Origin of the sequence: Mycolicibacterium pyrenivorans (assembly GCF_025821625.1) — a bacterium.
Lineage (GTDB): Bacteria > Actinomycetota > Actinomycetes > Mycobacteriales > Mycobacteriaceae > Mycobacterium > Mycobacterium pyrenivorans.
On sequence record NZ_JACKSH010000023.1, the window covers coordinates 1 to 15,989 of the forward strand.

At 67.3% G+C, this 15,989-nt stretch carries 16 protein-coding genes and 4 tRNA genes; 6 read left to right on the top strand and 14 right to left on the bottom strand.

Annotated elements, in window-relative coordinates; all coding sequences use genetic code 11:
* Positions 1-484, top strand: a 484-nt coding sequence (locus H7I57_RS02775) for a hypothetical protein (protein ID WP_264021762.1), incomplete at its 5' end; no start/stop codon positions are given.
* 597 nt (positions 485-1,081) lie between these two features.
* Here H7I57_RS02775 and H7I57_RS02780 read toward each other — a convergent pair.
* The 6 genes from H7I57_RS02780 to H7I57_RS02805 form a co-directional block, all read right to left on the bottom strand.
* Entirely contained in the window at positions 1,082-1,396 is a 315-nt protein-coding gene (locus H7I57_RS02780) for a hypothetical protein (protein ID WP_264021763.1), read from the bottom strand.
* A gap of 61 nt (positions 1,397-1,457) precedes the next feature.
* Positions 1,458-1,679 (bottom strand): hypothetical protein, encoded by a 222-nt coding sequence (locus tag H7I57_RS02785; RefSeq protein ID WP_264021764.1) that lies wholly within the window; start codon positions 1,677-1,679, stop codon positions 1,458-1,460.
* A gap of 364 nt (positions 1,680-2,043) precedes the next feature.
* Positions 2,044-2,118: transfer RNA gene (locus H7I57_RS02790), tRNA-Val, on the bottom strand.
* 14 nt (positions 2,119-2,132) lie between these two features.
* A tRNA-Cys gene (locus H7I57_RS02795) sits at positions 2,133-2,203 on the bottom strand.
* 27 nt (positions 2,204-2,230) lie between these two features.
* Positions 2,231-2,303 (bottom strand) — tRNA-Gly (locus tag H7I57_RS02800).
* Positions 2,304-2,399: 96 nt separating this feature from the next.
* Positions 2,400-2,810 carry a DUF6636 domain-containing protein gene (locus H7I57_RS02805; protein WP_264021765.1) on the bottom strand — a complete coding sequence of 137 codons (411 nt, stop codon included), beginning with the start codon at positions 2,808-2,810 and terminating at the stop codon, positions 2,400-2,402.
* Between the two features lie 143 nt (positions 2,811-2,953).
* Between H7I57_RS02805 and H7I57_RS02810 the strand changes: the two genes are divergently transcribed.
* Positions 2,954-3,028, top strand: a tRNA-Val gene (locus H7I57_RS02810).
* Positions 3,029-3,116: 88 nt separating this feature from the next.
* On the opposite strand, the gene H7I57_RS02815 is transcribed toward H7I57_RS02810, so the two are convergent.
* The 3 genes from H7I57_RS02815 to H7I57_RS02825 form a co-directional block, all read right to left on the bottom strand.
* Positions 3,117-4,307 (bottom strand): Fic family protein, encoded by a 1,191-nt coding sequence (locus tag H7I57_RS02815; RefSeq protein WP_264021766.1) that lies wholly within the window; start codon positions 4,305-4,307, stop codon positions 3,117-3,119.
* Between the two features lie 132 nt (positions 4,308-4,439).
* On the bottom strand, positions 4,440-5,327 hold the full coding sequence (locus H7I57_RS02820) for a universal stress protein (protein WP_264021767.1): 888 nt from the start codon (positions 5,325-5,327) through the stop codon (positions 4,440-4,442).
* Between the two features lie 117 nt (positions 5,328-5,444).
* Positions 5,445-6,398 (bottom strand): LysR family transcriptional regulator, encoded by a 954-nt coding sequence (locus tag H7I57_RS02825; RefSeq protein ID WP_264021768.1) that lies wholly within the window; start codon positions 6,396-6,398, stop codon positions 5,445-5,447.
* Between the two features lie 182 nt (positions 6,399-6,580).
* Here H7I57_RS02825 and H7I57_RS02830 point away from each other — a divergent pair, with 182 nt between their 5' ends.
* The 4 genes from H7I57_RS02830 to H7I57_RS02845 all read left to right on the top strand — a co-directional run bounded on the left by H7I57_RS02830 (position 6,581) and on the right by H7I57_RS02845 (position 10,378).
* Positions 6,581-7,720, top strand: coding sequence for a sulfotransferase family protein (locus tag H7I57_RS02830; RefSeq protein ID WP_264021818.1), 1,140 nt, complete (start codon positions 6,581-6,583; stop codon positions 7,718-7,720).
* Positions 7,717-8,784: a DUF7064 domain-containing protein gene (locus H7I57_RS02835; protein WP_264021769.1), complete on the top strand. Its 1,068-nt coding sequence runs from the start codon at positions 7,717-7,719 to the stop codon at positions 8,782-8,784. The genes H7I57_RS02830 and H7I57_RS02835 overlap by 4 nt, the downstream gene beginning before the upstream one ends.
* Positions 8,785-8,987: 203 nt before the next feature.
* Positions 8,988-9,758, top strand: coding sequence for an SDR family NAD(P)-dependent oxidoreductase (locus tag H7I57_RS02840; protein WP_264021770.1), 771 nt, complete (start codon positions 8,988-8,990; stop codon positions 9,756-9,758).
* Complete coding sequence (locus H7I57_RS02845; protein WP_264021772.1) at positions 9,755-10,378, top strand: TetR/AcrR family transcriptional regulator; 624 nt, start codon at positions 9,755-9,757, stop codon at positions 10,376-10,378. Before H7I57_RS02840 ends, H7I57_RS02845 begins: the two co-directional genes overlap by 4 nt.
* 30 nt (positions 10,379-10,408) lie before the next feature.
* Here H7I57_RS02845 and H7I57_RS02850 read toward each other — a convergent pair whose 3' ends face one another.
* The 5 genes from H7I57_RS02850 to H7I57_RS02870 all read right to left on the bottom strand — a co-directional run bounded on the left by H7I57_RS02850 (position 10,409) and on the right by H7I57_RS02870 (position 15,934).
* Positions 10,409-12,727 carry a putative bifunctional diguanylate cyclase/phosphodiesterase gene (locus H7I57_RS02850; protein WP_308204305.1) on the bottom strand — a complete coding sequence of 773 codons (2,319 nt, stop codon included), beginning with the start codon at positions 12,725-12,727 and terminating at the stop codon, positions 10,409-10,411.
* Positions 12,728-12,874: 147 nt separating this feature from the next.
* Complete coding sequence (locus tag H7I57_RS02855) at positions 12,875-13,972, bottom strand: sulfate/molybdate ABC transporter ATP-binding protein (protein WP_264021773.1); 1,098 nt, start codon at positions 13,970-13,972, stop codon at positions 12,875-12,877.
* A complete protein-coding gene (locus tag H7I57_RS02860; protein ID WP_264021774.1) occupies positions 13,969-14,781 on the bottom strand; it encodes an ABC transporter permease in 813 nt (270 codons plus the stop codon). The genes H7I57_RS02855 and H7I57_RS02860 overlap by 4 nt, the downstream gene beginning before the upstream one ends.
* Positions 14,778-15,533: a molybdate ABC transporter substrate-binding protein gene (gene modA, locus H7I57_RS02865; RefSeq protein WP_372510111.1), complete on the bottom strand. Its 756-nt coding sequence runs from the start codon at positions 15,531-15,533 to the stop codon at positions 14,778-14,780. The genes H7I57_RS02860 and modA overlap by 4 nt, the downstream gene beginning before the upstream one ends.
* Complete coding sequence (locus tag H7I57_RS02870) at positions 15,530-15,934, bottom strand: TOBE domain-containing protein (RefSeq protein ID WP_264021775.1); 405 nt, start codon at positions 15,932-15,934, stop codon at positions 15,530-15,532. Before H7I57_RS02870 ends, modA begins: the two co-directional genes overlap by 4 nt.
* Positions 15,935-15,989: the final 55 nt, after the last annotated feature.

Here is a 15,989-nt window from a genome sequence, read left to right on the forward strand (position 1 = left end):
GGACGCTGGTGGTGATCCGGTGGCATTGGCGAAGCTGAGCGCGTTCCTGAAGCCGATCATCGACTCGGCGTACAAGCGCAACCGCGTCTTCCAGAGGAGCAAGTGGAGCGACGGGATCGTCAACATTCCGCTGCCGGCAGCGGCAACGCCCGCACCGGCGGAAGTCAATCCGCCGGCTAGTGGCCTGATGAGTAGCGCCACCACCACGCTCGCGGCGACTAGTAGTGCGGCGACAAGTACGACGGAGTACAGCGGGCAGCATCGACTCACGGAGAACGTCGTCACCAAGAAGGTTAAGGACGACGAAGGCCCCAAGCCGTTCAAGAAGTGGTTCAAGAAGAAGGACGCCGAAACGACCAGCGACACCAAGAAGAACGACGACGAACCCAAGCAGGCTGAGACGCAGGACACGGAGCCGTCCAACACGACGTCGACCACGTCGAACGACACCAGCACAAACGGTGGGGACGCCGGAGAGAGCTGAGTTCCGTTCCCGGATGACCTCGCGTCCGAGATCCGGGAAGCTTCAACGGGGCCGACGAGCCGCCACGTTGGTGGACTGCTGGTCCTAAGCGCTCGCGGCTGGTCCATCAGTGAACAGCAGTGCGCCTCGGCGCGGTTTCTCGACGGCCGGGGCGCAACTGGCGGAGCCCTACCGAGGCTGAGCCCTCACCGGGGCGTTGGACGCACGAACTACTGCGCTTGGCGGTGGGCGCCCTCGCGAATGTAGGGCGGCTCCCCGATCGGCATGTGCCCCGTCGTCTGAGAGTGCTCTATGACATCCAGTACCGCCCGTCCACGAAGCAGGCGTCGCCGGCCGGCCCATCCGCACTGGCAGCGAGCATTGTTATTGCAGAAGGCAACCAGCACGTAGGCGTGTGGGCGACCCTCCATTTCGCCACCGTAGTGAAAGCGACGGAAGTGCATCAGTGAATTGCTGGATCTGTCTCGAGAGACCAACTATCCAACTGTCGTAGCGTGAACCCCAAGGTGCGACTCGGCCCCGCCGCCCGGGGGGAATGGGCGACGGGGCCGAGGGTTCAGGGTTTCTGAAGAGGTGCCATCGTAGTATTTTCCCAGGTTAGTCCTGAAAACCACCTCCTGTGGTGATTTGCTCGAGGATGTCCCGTGGTGTGGGAGTGTCTTCCAGCGTAAGGCGGTCCGAGGGGATGGTGTCGAACAGTTGCTCGATGCGCTTGATATTCGCTAGAACCTGTCGTTCGTGGCGAAAGTCATCAGCCTTGCGGAGACAGTCGACGAAGTCCATCTCAATCCACCAAAGACCGGTGTCGGGGTCCTCATACTCCTGGTCTTCGCGAACCTTCGCGGGTTCGATTAGGTCGTTAGGGTCCCGCTGGTCGTGGTCCGACCCTTCGGGGCCGTAGTCCAATTCCATTGGTCCCCGCATAGGCCAACAACTTCCCGGTGGCCGGCCGCCCAAGCAGCCCGTGCTTGCGCTATCCAGTGACGGTGGTGGAGGTACGGGTTCGGGAGAGCCCCTGCCGGTTCTCGGCGCGGAGAGGCTCAGCATCGGTGTGGTCGCCTGGCTCCGGCTTGGCGCCGAGGGCGATGCGCTGGAGCTTCTCGGCCGAGTCGCGGTACTCGCCGGAGCGGAGGATCGCGTGGCGGGTGACCCGCCCACAAACAGCGCACTTGAGGTCGGCGGTCACCGATGCCACGTCTGCTTGTCCATCTGTTCGGACAGATGGTGGCGCGCCCGCTTGCAGTCACGCAGGTTGCCGCACTGGCCAGCACAGGGCCTGCTCAGTAGGACGCTCACGACGCTTCCAGCTGTCCATGATGGCCAGCCGCCGAGAGTGCGGAAATTCGAGCTCAGACCTGCGGCCTCGATGGGTGCGGAAGGCCTGGCCAGGATCGGCGTGACCGAAGGGCAGCGGTGGTTGAGAGAGCCGGAATGCGGTTCGGTGGCTTGCGTCATTGGTTTTCCCTCTGGAGTTGCGTCCTCCACCGGAGCCCTATTGCGCGTCTATTGCGCGGAGACGACGAAGGCCCGGTAAAACCGGGCCTGACCTCGCAAAACTCTGGTGCGCGATACTGGGATTGAACCAGTGACCTCTTCCGTGTCAGGGAAGCGCTCTCCCGCTGAGCTAATCGCGCCGGGACAACTTCGGAGGTGGAGACGGGAATCGAACCCGTGTGCACGGCTTTGCAGGCCGTTGCCTCACCACTCGGCCACTCCACCGCTGGGGTTGATGCCACTGCACCTTCGAGCGGATGACGGGATTCGAACCCGCGACCCTCACCTTGGCAAGGTGATGCGCTACCAACTGCGCTACATCCGCGCGCCACGGGCGAGATCGTCGCCCGTCGCGAAGCAGAACGATAGTCCACCTGCTTGGGCGTACACAAATCCCTTGCTCGCCTTGGCGCGACGACGATCAAAACAACGTGTATGCCTGCCGGGAGATGGTGAATCCGTGCCCGTCGGAGTTCGAGCACCGCATCCCTGACGGCTCGCTGTTGCAGCTCATGCCGCCGCCGGCCTGGAACTGGCCGTAGGGCAGGGCCGGACCGCCGCCGAGAGCCGTGTCGCCGGCGCAGACGAAACTCGCGGACCCCGTCGGGCGCAGCATGATGCCCTGCCCGTAACCGGTGAAATCCGGGCAGTCGGCGGGGCGCGGCGGGGGAGACCAGTCCCGCTCTGCGATGTCGCAGCGCAGCAGGTCCTCGGAGAGCATGCAGCCGATATTGCCGCTCGGGGAGGTGAACCCGACGATGTCGGCCGCGGCACCCGGGGCCCCGAGTAGCGCACATCCGGCCAGCGCGGCCACCACAAAGAGTTGCTTCATCGAAAGACCCCTCCGCCTTTGTGGCGACCATACCGGCATACTTGCTGCTAGGCGGCCTGAAGGCCAGAATTGTCGCCCAGCGGATTCAGAGGTGAACCCGGCCGCGTGCTAGTCTTCTGCCTCGTTCGATTCGTCGGGAACTCGGTCTCGTAGCTCAGTGGGAGAGCGTCCGCCTCACACGCGGAAGGTCGCTGGTTCGATACCAGCCGGGACCACCATTCAGAGCTGAGTTCAGAGGTAGATTCCCGCCCATTCAGGGCATTTCGGGTGTATGCGCTGCGTGGCCATGGCGCCAAATTGAGGTCATCATCCCAGCCCGCCCCGGCGCGCGCGATCGGCAAAGGCGTCGAGTGCTGCGATGACCTCGGGTGAGCGCCAGACGCGGCTGCGCGGGCCCGAGCTGGTTTCGATGATGATGCCTGCCCCGGACAAGGGTTCCAGGTAGCGGCGGGCGTGCTTCGACTCGATGCCCAACTCCTCGGTCAGCAGTGCCGTATTGACGACAGGGCGGCGCAAGAGAAGATCGGCGATCTGCCACACGGCTGAATCGCGACGTGCGGTGATCTTGTCGTTCCACTCTGTGCGGACGGCATGCAATTCACTAACCAGCTCGCGACCGTTGAAGACCGCAGCGACAGCCGCCTCCGATACCCGCCGCACGATCGGGGCGGGGTCGCCGTCGCGGTATGCCGTCAATGCGGCGAAGTACGAGTCGGTGTCGGTCAACAGCCCAGCCGATACTGGGACGGTGACGTTTCGAGTCAATCCCTTGTGGCGCAACATCGCCTGGATCAGCGCCCGGCCTGTGCGACCGTTGCCGTCGGTGAACGGGTGAATCGTCTCGAATTGCGCGTGTGCCAACGAGATCTGAGGCAGGACTGGGATGTTGTCGCGCTGCGCGAAGAGGAGCAAGTCGTCGATGGCTGCTACAACGCGGCTGTGGTGCGGTGGCACGAACATGGCACCCCGCGGACCATGAGTGCCACCTCCGATCCACACTTGCTCTCCGCGCCACGTGCCGGCGGAACTCGCGTCGACGTCGCCCATCAGCGCCTTGTGCATCGCCAGGATCGCGTCAGCGTCGATGCTTCCCGCGAGGTTGATCGCGGCGATCATCGCCGCTGTGTTGGCGACGATGAACTTGGCGTTGGCGGTCGTGTTGGCCCCCGGCAACTCGGCCTCGGCAATTGCTCGCGCCGATGCCGTCAGGTTCTCGATGTTGGAGCTGGCGGCAGACTCGGTGCGCAACAACACCGACGAAAAGGGTGCGATCTCGCCGCCGAGCTCGGCGTCGAATCGGGTGACCTCGCGGCTGGCGTCCTCGGCATCTGCGAGCACGTCGGAGGGCAGATTGACAGTCAGGTCGGCGATTTTTGCGCTAACCGCCGCCTGATAGTTTCCCTGCTGCCGTTGCGCCGCGCGTACGTACGCTGCGACAGGAGAGATGTCCCAGGGCAGCGTTTCGTACTCGACGGCGGTGCCGGCAAGTGGGTCCATTCCCCGATGTTACACCCAGTTATGTTATTAAGTGGGTGTAACAGTCGCGGCACGGCCCACTTGTCGACCGAATCGTCTCAACTGCGACCAGAAATGGAACAGCGCCCCGGCGTCGATAACCGCCGATCACCGTCAGTCGTTGTCCCGTGGCCGCGCGATGACGACGGGGATCCGCGCCGCCTGCACCACCGCGCCGCTCACCGAACCCAGCAGGGCGCTCGCGATCGCGCCGTAACCGCGGCTGCCCACGACGATCAACTGGGCGGATTCGGAGTGTTCGATCAGTCGGCGTGCCGGCTGATCGGTCACCACCACGCGCTCAACGGGCACGCCGGGGTAGCGCTCCTCCCAGCCTGCCAACAGTCCGGCCAGCTCACGCTCTACGTCTGGCCGCAGCTCGGTCCAGTCGGCGCCGGGCAGTTCGAACGCCCCCGGCGACCACCACGCGTGCATGACGGTCAGCCCGACCCCGCGTCGAGCGGCCTCCTCAAAAGCCAGCGCGGTCGCCGGCTCGGATGCGGGTGATCCGTCGAATCCGAGCAGCACGGGTGCCTGAGGGTCGGGCGCCGACGGGCTCTCGTCATGGATGACCGCCACCGGGCAGTGGGCGCGGTGCACCAGCGCCGTGCTGACCGAGCCGAGCACGGTGCGTGCCAGCGCTCCGCGTCCGCGGCTGCCCACGACCACCATCTGCGCACTCTTCGACCTCTCGACGAGCGCGCTCGCCGGCGTGGACATGACGAGCTGCGTCGAGATCGGCACTGTGCCGCCCGAGGCGCGTTTGGCGACCTCCTCGGCGTCCTGAAGAACCTCTTGTCCGATGTGGCACTGCCAATCCATCAGGCCGGTCGGCGCGGGTACGGCAGTCCAGCTGTTCACCGCCGGTGTGACGGCGTACATGATCTCCAGCGGGCACTCGCGCAACGCCGCTTCGGCTGCGGCCCACTGAAGGGCGGGCTGCGATAGCGGTGAGTCATCAACGCCCACAACGATTCCCGAGGCGGATTGGGTACTGGTCATCGTGAAGTCCCTTCTGGGCGGATTCCGATGTAGGGCATCCGCCTTCGAAGACGACGATAGGACATGCGGTCGTTCGGCTGTAGGGACCATCGGCCCCGAAAGTCGGCACAGGGGGTGTCAGGCGGTGTTCGGATCCCATGGCTCACGGGTGAGCAGCCGCGCCGGCCAGCGGCCGGACTCGATCAGGCGGGAGGTCTCCCCGCGCAGCGTCTCTCCCACCTTGGCCGTGAACTCCCGCGGGAGGTCCAACTGCGCGGTCGCGGCGACGCCGAGGTGCTGGGTGAGAGCGGGCCCGCTCAGCGGGGCGTATCTGATGCGGTCGTCGTCAACCTCGCGGACACAGGCCGAGAGGGGCAACGCGGCGTACGCCAGGCCGGCTTCGATGAGGCTCTTCGTGACCTGAAGGGAATCCGTCGCGGTGTGATACTGGATCGTGACCTTCGTTCGCAGCGCGGCATTTTCGAGTGCGTGGCCGATCCCGGTCGGGGAGCGTGGGATCACCAGCGGCATCTCGACGAACTCCGCGAAGGCGACCTCTCGGCTCGGATCGAGGTCGGTGTGGGGGCCGCCCATCACGACGAGTTCTTCGGAAAGCAGACCACGGTAGAAGACGCGGTCGTCGGGCACCGGGTTGATGAGCGCGACGTCCACCGCCCCCTTGAGCATCGCCTCCACCAGCACGTCGGTACTACCCACTGCCACAGACAAATTCACCCGCGGGAACACTGTTTGCAGGCCGCCGATCAGGGGTGCTGCCAGAACGCCGGCGGCGCTTTCGGGGATGCCCAGACGGATGCCTCGCTCCAGCCGTGCCAGCGGCGAGCCCACGTGCTGGACGGCAAGCTCCAACTGACGCAGCGGGGCAGCGGTCGCCGAGCGCAGTCGCTCGCCCGCCTCGGTGATCTCCACGCCGCGCCGTGTCCGGCGGAACAGGGCGACGCCGAGATCCTCTTCGAGCAGTTGGACCTGGCGGCTGAGCGCGGGCTGGGCGATGCCGAGCACCTTAGCGGCTTGACTGATGGAGCCTTCCTCGGCGACGCGCAGGAAGTACTTCAGCCGGTGCGTATCCATGGTCGTTCAGGTATAACAGTCATACAAAACAGGCATGACTGATCGCCGGAATCGGTATTACCTCGCGCCCCGTCGAGCGCCATAGTGTCGGCTCGCAGATGACCGAGTCCGCGATCCGAGGGGTGGCCCATGACAGAGGCGGACGACCACGCCGTGGCCGATGGCCAGTGGATGGGCTGAAAGTGCTGTCCGTCAACGGCGTCGAGGATGCCGCCGTCGCGCAGACAGGGTTCGAGGACTTCGGGGACGACTCCTACCGTGAGGGTCTGTCGATCCTGTTGGGGTCGCTGCGGGAGGAAGCGCGGCTCAACGCCCGCGGCGAGGCGTTCATCCATCAGCGCATCGTCGGCTACCTCGGCCAACGGCTGCAGGTGGAGGACTGGTACCGCCGGCACCCCGAGATCGCCGACGAACCGATCGGCGCGCCGCTGATCGGGCTGGGTCTGCCCCGCACCGGGTCGACGGCACTGTCGATGCTGCTCGCCCAGGATCCGGGTGTGCGGTACCTGCGGCGGTGGGAGTCCTCGCAGCCGTGCCCGCCGCCGTCCACGGTGCGGGGCGTCGATCCGCGTATCCCGCCGGACAGGGGCGAGATGCTGGGCACCCGCTATCACATCCCGGGCGACGCCCACGGGCCGATGGAGTGCCACGATCTGATGGCGCTGAGCTTCGCGTCGCATCTGTTCCAGTCGTTGGCGCAGGTGCCGACGTACTCGGCGTGGTTGATCGACGACGCCGACCTGGAAGCCGCCCTGGCGTACCAGCGGCGGGTGATGAAGCTTCTGCAGTGGGGTGAGCCGAGAAGGCCATGGCGACTGAAGTGTCCGTCGCACGTGTTGTGGCTGGAACAACTGGACGCCACGTTCCCCGAGGCGAGATACGTGATGACGCATCGTGATCCGACCGACGTGATCCTCTCGGTGGCAGAACTCTACGCCGACATCATCGGCTCCTTCACCGACGAGATGGACCGCCACGAGATCGGCCGGCTCAACGTCGAGCACTGGTCGCTGGGCATGGACCGGGCGGTGCAGTTCCGGGCGGGTGGCGCCGACGACCGGTTCTACGACATCGACTTCCGGGCGATGCAGGCCGATCCCATCGGAGAGGTCAAGGGTCTCTACGCGTGGCTGGGGGAACCGGTGGGTGACGAGTTCGAGGCGCGCATGCGGAGTTGGTGGTCGCAGGCTGCCGCCGAGCGGGAGCCGAGTCAGCGCGCGGACCCCGCCGAGTTCGGCATCGACGTGCGACGGCTCCGGCCACGCTTCGCGCAGTACGTGGCGAAGGCGCGTCGGTGGACGGCCCGTGAGGGGGAGCAGTGAGCATCGATCTGACCGGAGGGATCAACCCGTCTCGCGAGCACGTGTTCGCCGAGCGCCCCGACGATCCCGAGATGCGTGACTCGGTGAGCTTCTGGACCATGGACGATCGCGGCGAGGTCGGGCTGCCCCGCATCGGCATCGAGGCGGTCGCGGCCAACTGGGACAGCCACGACATCCAGGTCAATGTCGCCTTCCCCGACGGCCGCGTCTACCGGTTTCGCGGCAACGGACCGTCCCTGGCGCCCGAGGGGCCGGAGGGGCATCCGACGATTCTCGGGGCCGGAGGACTGGTGTTCCGCTGTGTCCGACCGTTCGACACCTGGACGATGACCTATGACGGGACGGCCGTTCAGACGTCGTCGGCGGATCTGGTGGCGGGCCGCAAGGACGGTCCCGTCGTCGATGTGTCGTTCGCGGTGGAGGCGAAAATGGCTGTGCCACCCTGGGTTCAGGGATCGCTACGGGCCGATGCGGGAGAGCGGCTCAAGACCTCGATCGAGGGCAGCCTGATGGGCGGCCCCCGCTATGAACAGCTGTACCGGGCGACGGGCTGGTTGGCCATCGACGGGCGGCGGCGCCAGGACTTCACCGGCACCGGGCTGCGGATCCGCCGCCAGGGGGTCCGCAAGCTCGCGGGTTTCTGGGGCCACACCTGGCAGTCGGCGGTGTTCCCGAGCGGCAAGGCGTTCGGCTACATCGCCTATCCGCCGAGGCCCGACGGTCAGCCGACCTACAACGAGGGATACCTGTTCAGCGGCGACGGCGCACTGATCCCGGCCCGGGTGGTGGAGGCGCCGTGGCTGACTCGACTGCAGGCGCTCGGTGAGGACGTGTCCTTGGTGCTGGCGACCGCTGACGGCACCGTGCGGATCGAGGGGGAGACGGTGTTCTCGACCCACGACATCCACCATGACGACGACATGTACTCCATGCATGCGCTCAAGCAGGAGATGCCGAGCTTTCCGGCGCTTCAGCAGGCCGGTGTGCGTTACCGATGGGACGGCGAGCAGACCTACGGGATGCTCGAGCGTTCCAACCCGCTCGACAAGATCTCACGGGCGTGAACCCAGCCGCGTACATCGCACGGCGGCCGGTTCGGGCCGGGTACGACAAGGCCGGTGTGATAGAGCTCTGCGGTCGACAGCGCTGCCGTCACGACGTCGGTGTCCTGGTCATCCTCATCCTTGATGGGTCGACGCCTGTTACCTCTAGGAATCTAGAGGTAACGTGTGGGCGTGGGAAGAGGGCAATTCGAGAGGACGCGCGCATGAGCCTTCGCGGCTTGGCGGACAAAGTGATCGTGGTCGCCGGCGGCGCGACGGGCATCGGTGCGGCCACCGCCGCCCGCCTGGGTGTTGAGGGGGCCCGGTTGGTGATCGGTGACGTCGCCGCCGACGGTGCCCAACGGACCGCCGCACGCATCACCGCAGACGGTGGGTCGGCGTGTGCGGCCGCGTTCGACCTCGCCGACCCCGCGTCGGTCGCCGATCTGATGACGACCGCGGTGGCGAGGTACGGCGGCCTCGACGCTTTGTTCACCGTGGGCGCCGACATGGCGGCGCTGCGCTCGGATACCGATGTGGTCGACATCGACCTCGACGTGTGGGATCGCGTGATGACGGTGAATCTCCGCGGATACGTCGCCGCCATGAAGTACGCGATTCCCAAGATGCTCGAGCGCGGCGGTGGCGTTATCGTCAACATGTCCTCGGCGGCAGCGTTTCAGGGTGAACCGACCCGGCCGGCCTACGCCACCGCCAAGGCCGGGATCGGCGCGCTGACAAGGCATGTCGCCGCCCGGTGGGGGAAGGAGGGAATCCGCTGCAATGCCGTCGCTCCCGGGTTCACCGCCACCGAGGCGATCCGCGCCGCACCCCAGTGGCCCGATCTCGAGGCCGCCGCGCTGAAGCGCATCCGCAGCCCACGCGTCGGGGACACCGATGACGTCGCATCGCTGGTGGCGTTCCTGCTGTCGGAGGAGGGCGCGTGGATCAACGGCCAGGTCATCAACATCGACGGCGGAACCATCTTGAGATGAATCAGCCTGGTGGACAACGCAAACGAGACGGTCGGCAACGTCGTCGTGAACTCTGCGACGCGGCGATCCAGGTGCTGGCCGAGCAGGGATCCAGGGGCCTGACCCACCAGCAGGTGGATCGCTGCGCCGGTGTGCCCGACGGCACCACGTCGTACTACTACCGCACCCGGGAAGCGCTGCTGCGCGGCGTGGGCGGACGGGTCGCCGACATCGACACCGAGAACCTGCGATCCATCACCGACGATGCGACGCGAAGCGAGACTCCATTCGGTCGGCTGGCGCATCTGGTCATGCTGCAGGCCGATGGCCAAGGGCTGCATCTCAACAAGGCCCGCCTCGAACTGATGTTGGCCGCCACCCGCGACCCCGCGCTGGCCGACACGTCCCGGGACTTCATCGCGCGCGTGAATGACATGGCACGCGACGCCATCGCCGAACTTCGGCCAGAATCAGACAAAGCCGTGCTCGAGGCCCAGGCCACCGCGCTCATGACGTTCATCGCCGGAATGTTCACCCGCTTCGCCGCCGGCGACCGAACCGCCACCAGCGCCGAGCATCTCGAGCGACTCATGCAGGCGATCGTGTCCGGGCTGGCCGCACCGGATGTCGACGCGGAGTGACCGCCGCACGTCACGGCGTGCCCCTCGGCCTCAGGTGGCCAGTTGGGCGTTGCCGGCGACCAGCAGGGGGATCTGATCGGGGTCCATCGGCCTGCCGAAGTGGTAGCCCTGCCCGATGTCGCACCCGTGCCGGCGCAGCCAGTCGGCCGTCTCGGCATCCTCGATCCCCTCGGCCACGACGGTGATGCCGAGGTTCTGCGTCAACTCGATCACCGCGCGCACCACGGCCGCGGCGCGGGTGTTGGTGGCGACCGAGGCGATGAAGTGACGATCCATCTTCACTTCGTCGATGGGCAGGTCGCGGAGGTAGGACAGCGCCGAGTAGCCGCTGCCGAAGTCGTCGATCGCCACCCTGATGCCGTGTCCGCGCAGCCGCCGCAGCACCGTGGTCACCAGCGCGACCTCGCTGAGGACCAGGTCCTCGGTGATCTCGACGGTGAGCAGTTCGGCCGGCAGCCCGCGACGGTCCATAGCGCGGAACAGGGTTTCGGGCAACCGGGTGTCGCGCAGGAACGGCGCGAACAGGTTCACCGCAACAGGCACCCGCACTCCTAGGGAGATCCACCGGGCCGCGTCATCGAGCACCTTGTCGAGGACCAGATCCGTCACCGGTCGCATCAACCCGTGCTGGCGCACCAGCGACATGAACGCATCCGGACGCAGGATCCCCAACTGGGGATGGGGCCACCGCAGCAGCGCCTCGACTCCGACGACCCGGTCGGTATCCAGCGCCAGCTTGGGCTGGTAGACCATGTCCAGCCGACCCCCGTCGATGGCGTGCCGCAATTCGCCCAGTAGGCGCACCTTCGCCGCACCGCCGTCCGCGGTTCGGCTGGACGCGCCGTCGGCGAACTCCGCCACATCGGGTTCGCTCAGGATCATCTCGGCGTGGAAGATTTGCACTTCGGGGGAACGCGACCGTTTGGCGGCGTACATCGCGATATCGGCGCGCTTGATGAGAGTTTCAGGTGCCAGATCCGGCTCGTTCTCGGACGCGACGGCCACGCCGACGCTCGGACGTACCAGCATCTCCTGGCCGTCGACGACGAACGGTTTGTTGAACGCCTCGGCGACCTGCTGGGCGACCAGGTGCGAGTCGTCGGCGCCGCCCTCGAGCAGTAGGGCGAACTCGTCGCCACCTGCCCGGGCCACCGTGTCGCCGGGTCGCACACTCTCCGTCAGCCGTTGACCGACGTGGACCAGCAAGCTGTCCGCGGCCGGATGGCCCAGGCTGTCGTTGACCAACTTGAAGTGGTCGAGATCCAGCGACACCACCGTCACCGAGCGGTCGTCACGCGCGCGCAGCATCATCGCGTGCGTCAACCGGTCGTGAAAGAGCGTGCGGTTGGCCAGTCCTGTCAGCGGATCCCTCAACGCCTGATCCGCCGCTGCCGTCAACAAGCGCCGGTTCTCCCAGGCGGACACCATTTGTCGCGCACACACGGCAACCACGACGATCGGCACGATGAATCGCTCCAGCCCCGACATGACCGCCAGCGGGCCCAGGGTTCCGGCCAGCAACAGCGGAACGTAGGGCAGCCAGAGCGAGGAAGTAGACGGCACCGACACCGCCGGCCTGGAGGGCGCGGGCGACCGGCGGCTGAGAAGTGCGGCCGCGGCGAACGTGGCCAGGGACGCCGCCCAGAGGATGTCGACGAGGTTGCCGGTGTCGTACTGATCACCGGCGGTCAGGTAGGCGAACGCCGTGTCGGCGACCGTCATCAAACCGACGGCGACGGCGAGCACCGACAGCACCAGGCGCTGGCGCGGTTCGGCGCGGGCCAGCACCACGACCGCGATCGTCAGAACCACCAAATCGAGCACCGGATAGACCACAGCGACGCCGAGCGCGAGCCAGTCTTCGCTGTAGGTGGCAAAGACGCTGTCCAGGAAGAAAATCCAGGAAAGGAGGAACAGGCACAGGGCCACGGTGATCGCGTCGAGCACGATGCGCAGCCGGGACTGGCCCATCGACACAATGGGGAAGTGGGCCAGCGCCACCGCGGCGAGCACCGCGAACGCGACGTAGAAGAGGTCCGCGGGCGACGGGGTCGGCGACTGCTCGACGAACAGGTCATACACCAGCCAGGTGGCATCCCCCATCATCCAGGCGATGAGCGCGGCCGCCAACGTCGCCCAGGCCCGCCGCATGCGCGTGCCCGCCGATCGGGTCGCCAGCACCGCGCACACGGTGGCGTATGCGGATAGTCCCACCGCGATCAGGTCGTCGATGACGCGCGTGCGATAGCTGTCGCCGTCCACGACGAGCATCGCTGCCAACGCGAGGACCAGAAGCATCGACACCGCAATCGACAGCCTCACATACCGCGGCTGTCGGCTCTTACCCACGACGCTCCTACGACGACTCTGTCCACTCGCGCCGACCCCCGCCAGCAAATCTGCGGAGGTGTCGGGCGCGACGAGGTGTTGACGCTAACCCAAAGCTAGTCGGTGTGCACGCCCGGGTGTGTCCAGGCGCAGTAATCCGCCTCTCAGCTACTGCGCTGCCGTTCGCGGCGTCGGCAGGGCCGCATGCAAACCGACCTCCTGGGTCTTGACCACGAAGTACACCTGCCGGCCGGGCTGTAGATCGAGGTCGGCGGTCGCTCCGGCGGTGATGTCGGCTGCCAGGCCGGTGCCGCCGTCGGGTTGCTCGACCCCGCGGATCCGGACGGTGCTGCCGTGGATGTCCATTTCGGCGATCGTCACGGGGATGACGTTGCGTGGGCTGGCGTGCGGCGGGTTCAGGTGCACGGCCACGGCGGAAGGCCGGAACAGGGCGACCGCCGCGGTGCCCGGATCGAGTTCCCCGACCCCGGAGACATCCGCGCCCCAGGCGGTCCGGAGGACTCCCGGTTCCGAGGCCACGCCGAGGACCAGGTTGATGCCCGCGATCCGGGCGGCGAAGTCGCTGCGCGGGGCGGTGAGGATCCGGCGGACGGGACCGCTCTCCACCACGTGGCCGCCCTCGACGACGACGAGCTTATCGGCGATGGCGAGAGCGTCGAGCAGGTCGTGCGTGACGATGATCGCGGTGCGGCCGTCGCCGCGGAGAATTTCGCGCAGCAGTCTGCGCAGCGCCGGGGCGGCGGTGACGTCGAGGGCGGACATGGGTTCGTCGAGTAGGAGCAGTCGGGGTTCGGCGGCCAGCGCCCGGGCGACGGCGACGCGCTGAGCCTGGCCGCCGGACAGCTGCCCAGGGCGCCGGTCGGCCAGCTGCGCGGCGTCGACGGCCTCGAGCCAGCGTCGGGCCGCTGCCCGGGCCGCCGCCCGGGACTCACCCCTGCAGCGCGGTGCGTAGCCGACGTTGGCGGCGACGCTCATGTGCGGGAACAGCATCGGTCGCTGGCTCAGCATCGCCACGCCGCGCGCGTGCGGGGGAACAAACGTGCCGGTGCCGGTATCGGTCAGAACGGTGTCACCGAGCGCTATGCGCCCCTCATCGGGTCGGAGCAGTCCGGCGATCATCATCAGCAGCGTGGACTTCCCGGCCCCGTTGGGTCCCAGCACGGCGAGCACCTCGCCGCTGTCGAGCGCGACGTCGAAGTCGACACCGCGATCCTTCAGACGGGCCTGGACACGTACGGCACTCACAGCGGTCCTGACAGTCGTCGGCTCCCCGAGGCGATGACGATGATCGCGGCGACCACGATGAGCAACAGGGACAGCGCGACAGCGGACTCTGCGTCGGTCTCACGCTGCAGGTAGATCTCCAGCGGAAGTGTCCGGGTGACGCCCTGCAGCGAGCCGGCGAACGTCAGCGTCGCCCCGAACTCGCCGAGCGCGCGGGCGAACGCCAGCACCGCACCCGACATCAGCCCGGGCGCCACCAGCGGCATCGTCACCGTCCGAAGCACCGTGGTGGGCCGGGCCCCCAGGGTGGCGGCGACGTGTTCGTAGCCCGCCTCCGCCGAGCGCAGGGCACCTTCGAGGCTGACCACGAGGAACGGCAGGGACACGAACGACTGCGCGAGCACCACCGCGGTGGTGGAGAACGCGATTCGAATACCCAGTACGTCGAGTTGCTGGCCGATCAGCCCCTGCCTGCCGAACGTGTACAGCAGTGCGATCCCGCCGACCACCGGAGGCAGCACCAAAGGCAGCAGCACCAGGGCGCGCAGCACTGACCGGCCCCGGAACCGGCCGCGGGCCAGGACCAGCGCCATCGGGACACCGAGCAGGATGCAGACCGCCGTGCTCGCCGACGCGGTCTGCACGCTCAAAGTCAGTGCGGCCCACGATGATTCGGAGCTGATCAGGGGAATGAACCGCGTCCAGTCGATCTCGAGCAGGATGGCCACCAGTGGCGCGATGACGAACAACGCGCCCAGTGTCGCCGGCAGATAGATCCAGGCGGGCAGCCCCACCTGGATCAGGGCAGCGGCTCGGCGCTGGGCGGTCACGGTGCGGCGAAACCCGCCGCGGCCAATACTTCTCGGCCCTGCGGCCCGGTGACGAGGTCGACGAACTCGCGTGCCGCGCCGGAGTTCGCCGATCCGTCGAGGACCGCGATGGGGTAGCGGTTCGCCGCGCCGCTGGACTCCGGAAACGGGATCGCGGTGACGTCGCTGCCGGCGCCTGTGGCGTCGGTGACGTACACGAGACCCGCGTCGGCCTGGCCCGAGGTGATCTTGCCGAGAACGTCGGTGACGGCGGACTCCTCACTCACCGGGGCCAGGGTCACGCCTGCGGCCCTTTCCGCCTTCTCGGTGGCCGCCCCGCACGGCACCTGGGGCGCGCACACCACGACCTGAGCACCGGGCCTGGCCAGATCGGCGAATGTCTCGATGCCGGTGGGGTTTCCGGGCGTGGTGACGATGGTCAGCGTGTTCGTGGCCAAGTCGGCCGGCTGGCCGGCGAGGAGGCCCGCACGGGCGGCCCTGGCCATGGTGTCCTTGTCGGCGGACGCGAACACGTCCGCAGGGGCGCCCTGGGCGAGTTGGGACACCAGATCGGCCGAGCCCGCGAAGTTGAACCTCACCGACGTTCCGGGGTGGTCCTGCTCGAACCGGGAGCCCAGTTCGGTGAAGGTCGACGTGAGTGACGCCGCCGCGAACACGGTGACGGATCCGGCCGCGTCGGTCCGGTGCGTCGAGCAAGCCGCGACCAGCGTGGCGACGCCGGCCACCGTAACGATGCCGAAGACCGGTCTCACGATGTGCCCGCCGGTGTTTCGACGATCACGGTCGTGGCCTTGACCACCGCCACCGCGACCACCCCCGGCTCGAGGCCCAGCTGGTTGACCGACTCCGTACTCATCAGCGAGACGACGGTGAAAGGGCCGCACTGCATCTGCACTTCGGCCATCACCCGATCCGCTGTCACCTTCGTGACGAGGCCGACGAGCCTGTTGCGCGCGGAGCTGGCGATGCCGAGGGGATTCGGTGGCGGTGACGCATTGTCGCGGGCGAACTCGGCGAGTACGTCGCCGGCGATCACCTTGCGTCCGGACTCGTCTTTGAACGACGCCAGGCTGCCGCCGTCGATCCAGCGACGCACCGTGTCGTCGCTGACCCCCAGTAGGGCGGCGGCGTCCTTGATGCGAATCGCCGGCACTCGTAACCCCCCGGGGTCGGTTTCCGTGGATGCGGAGAGAATAGCCGATCATATC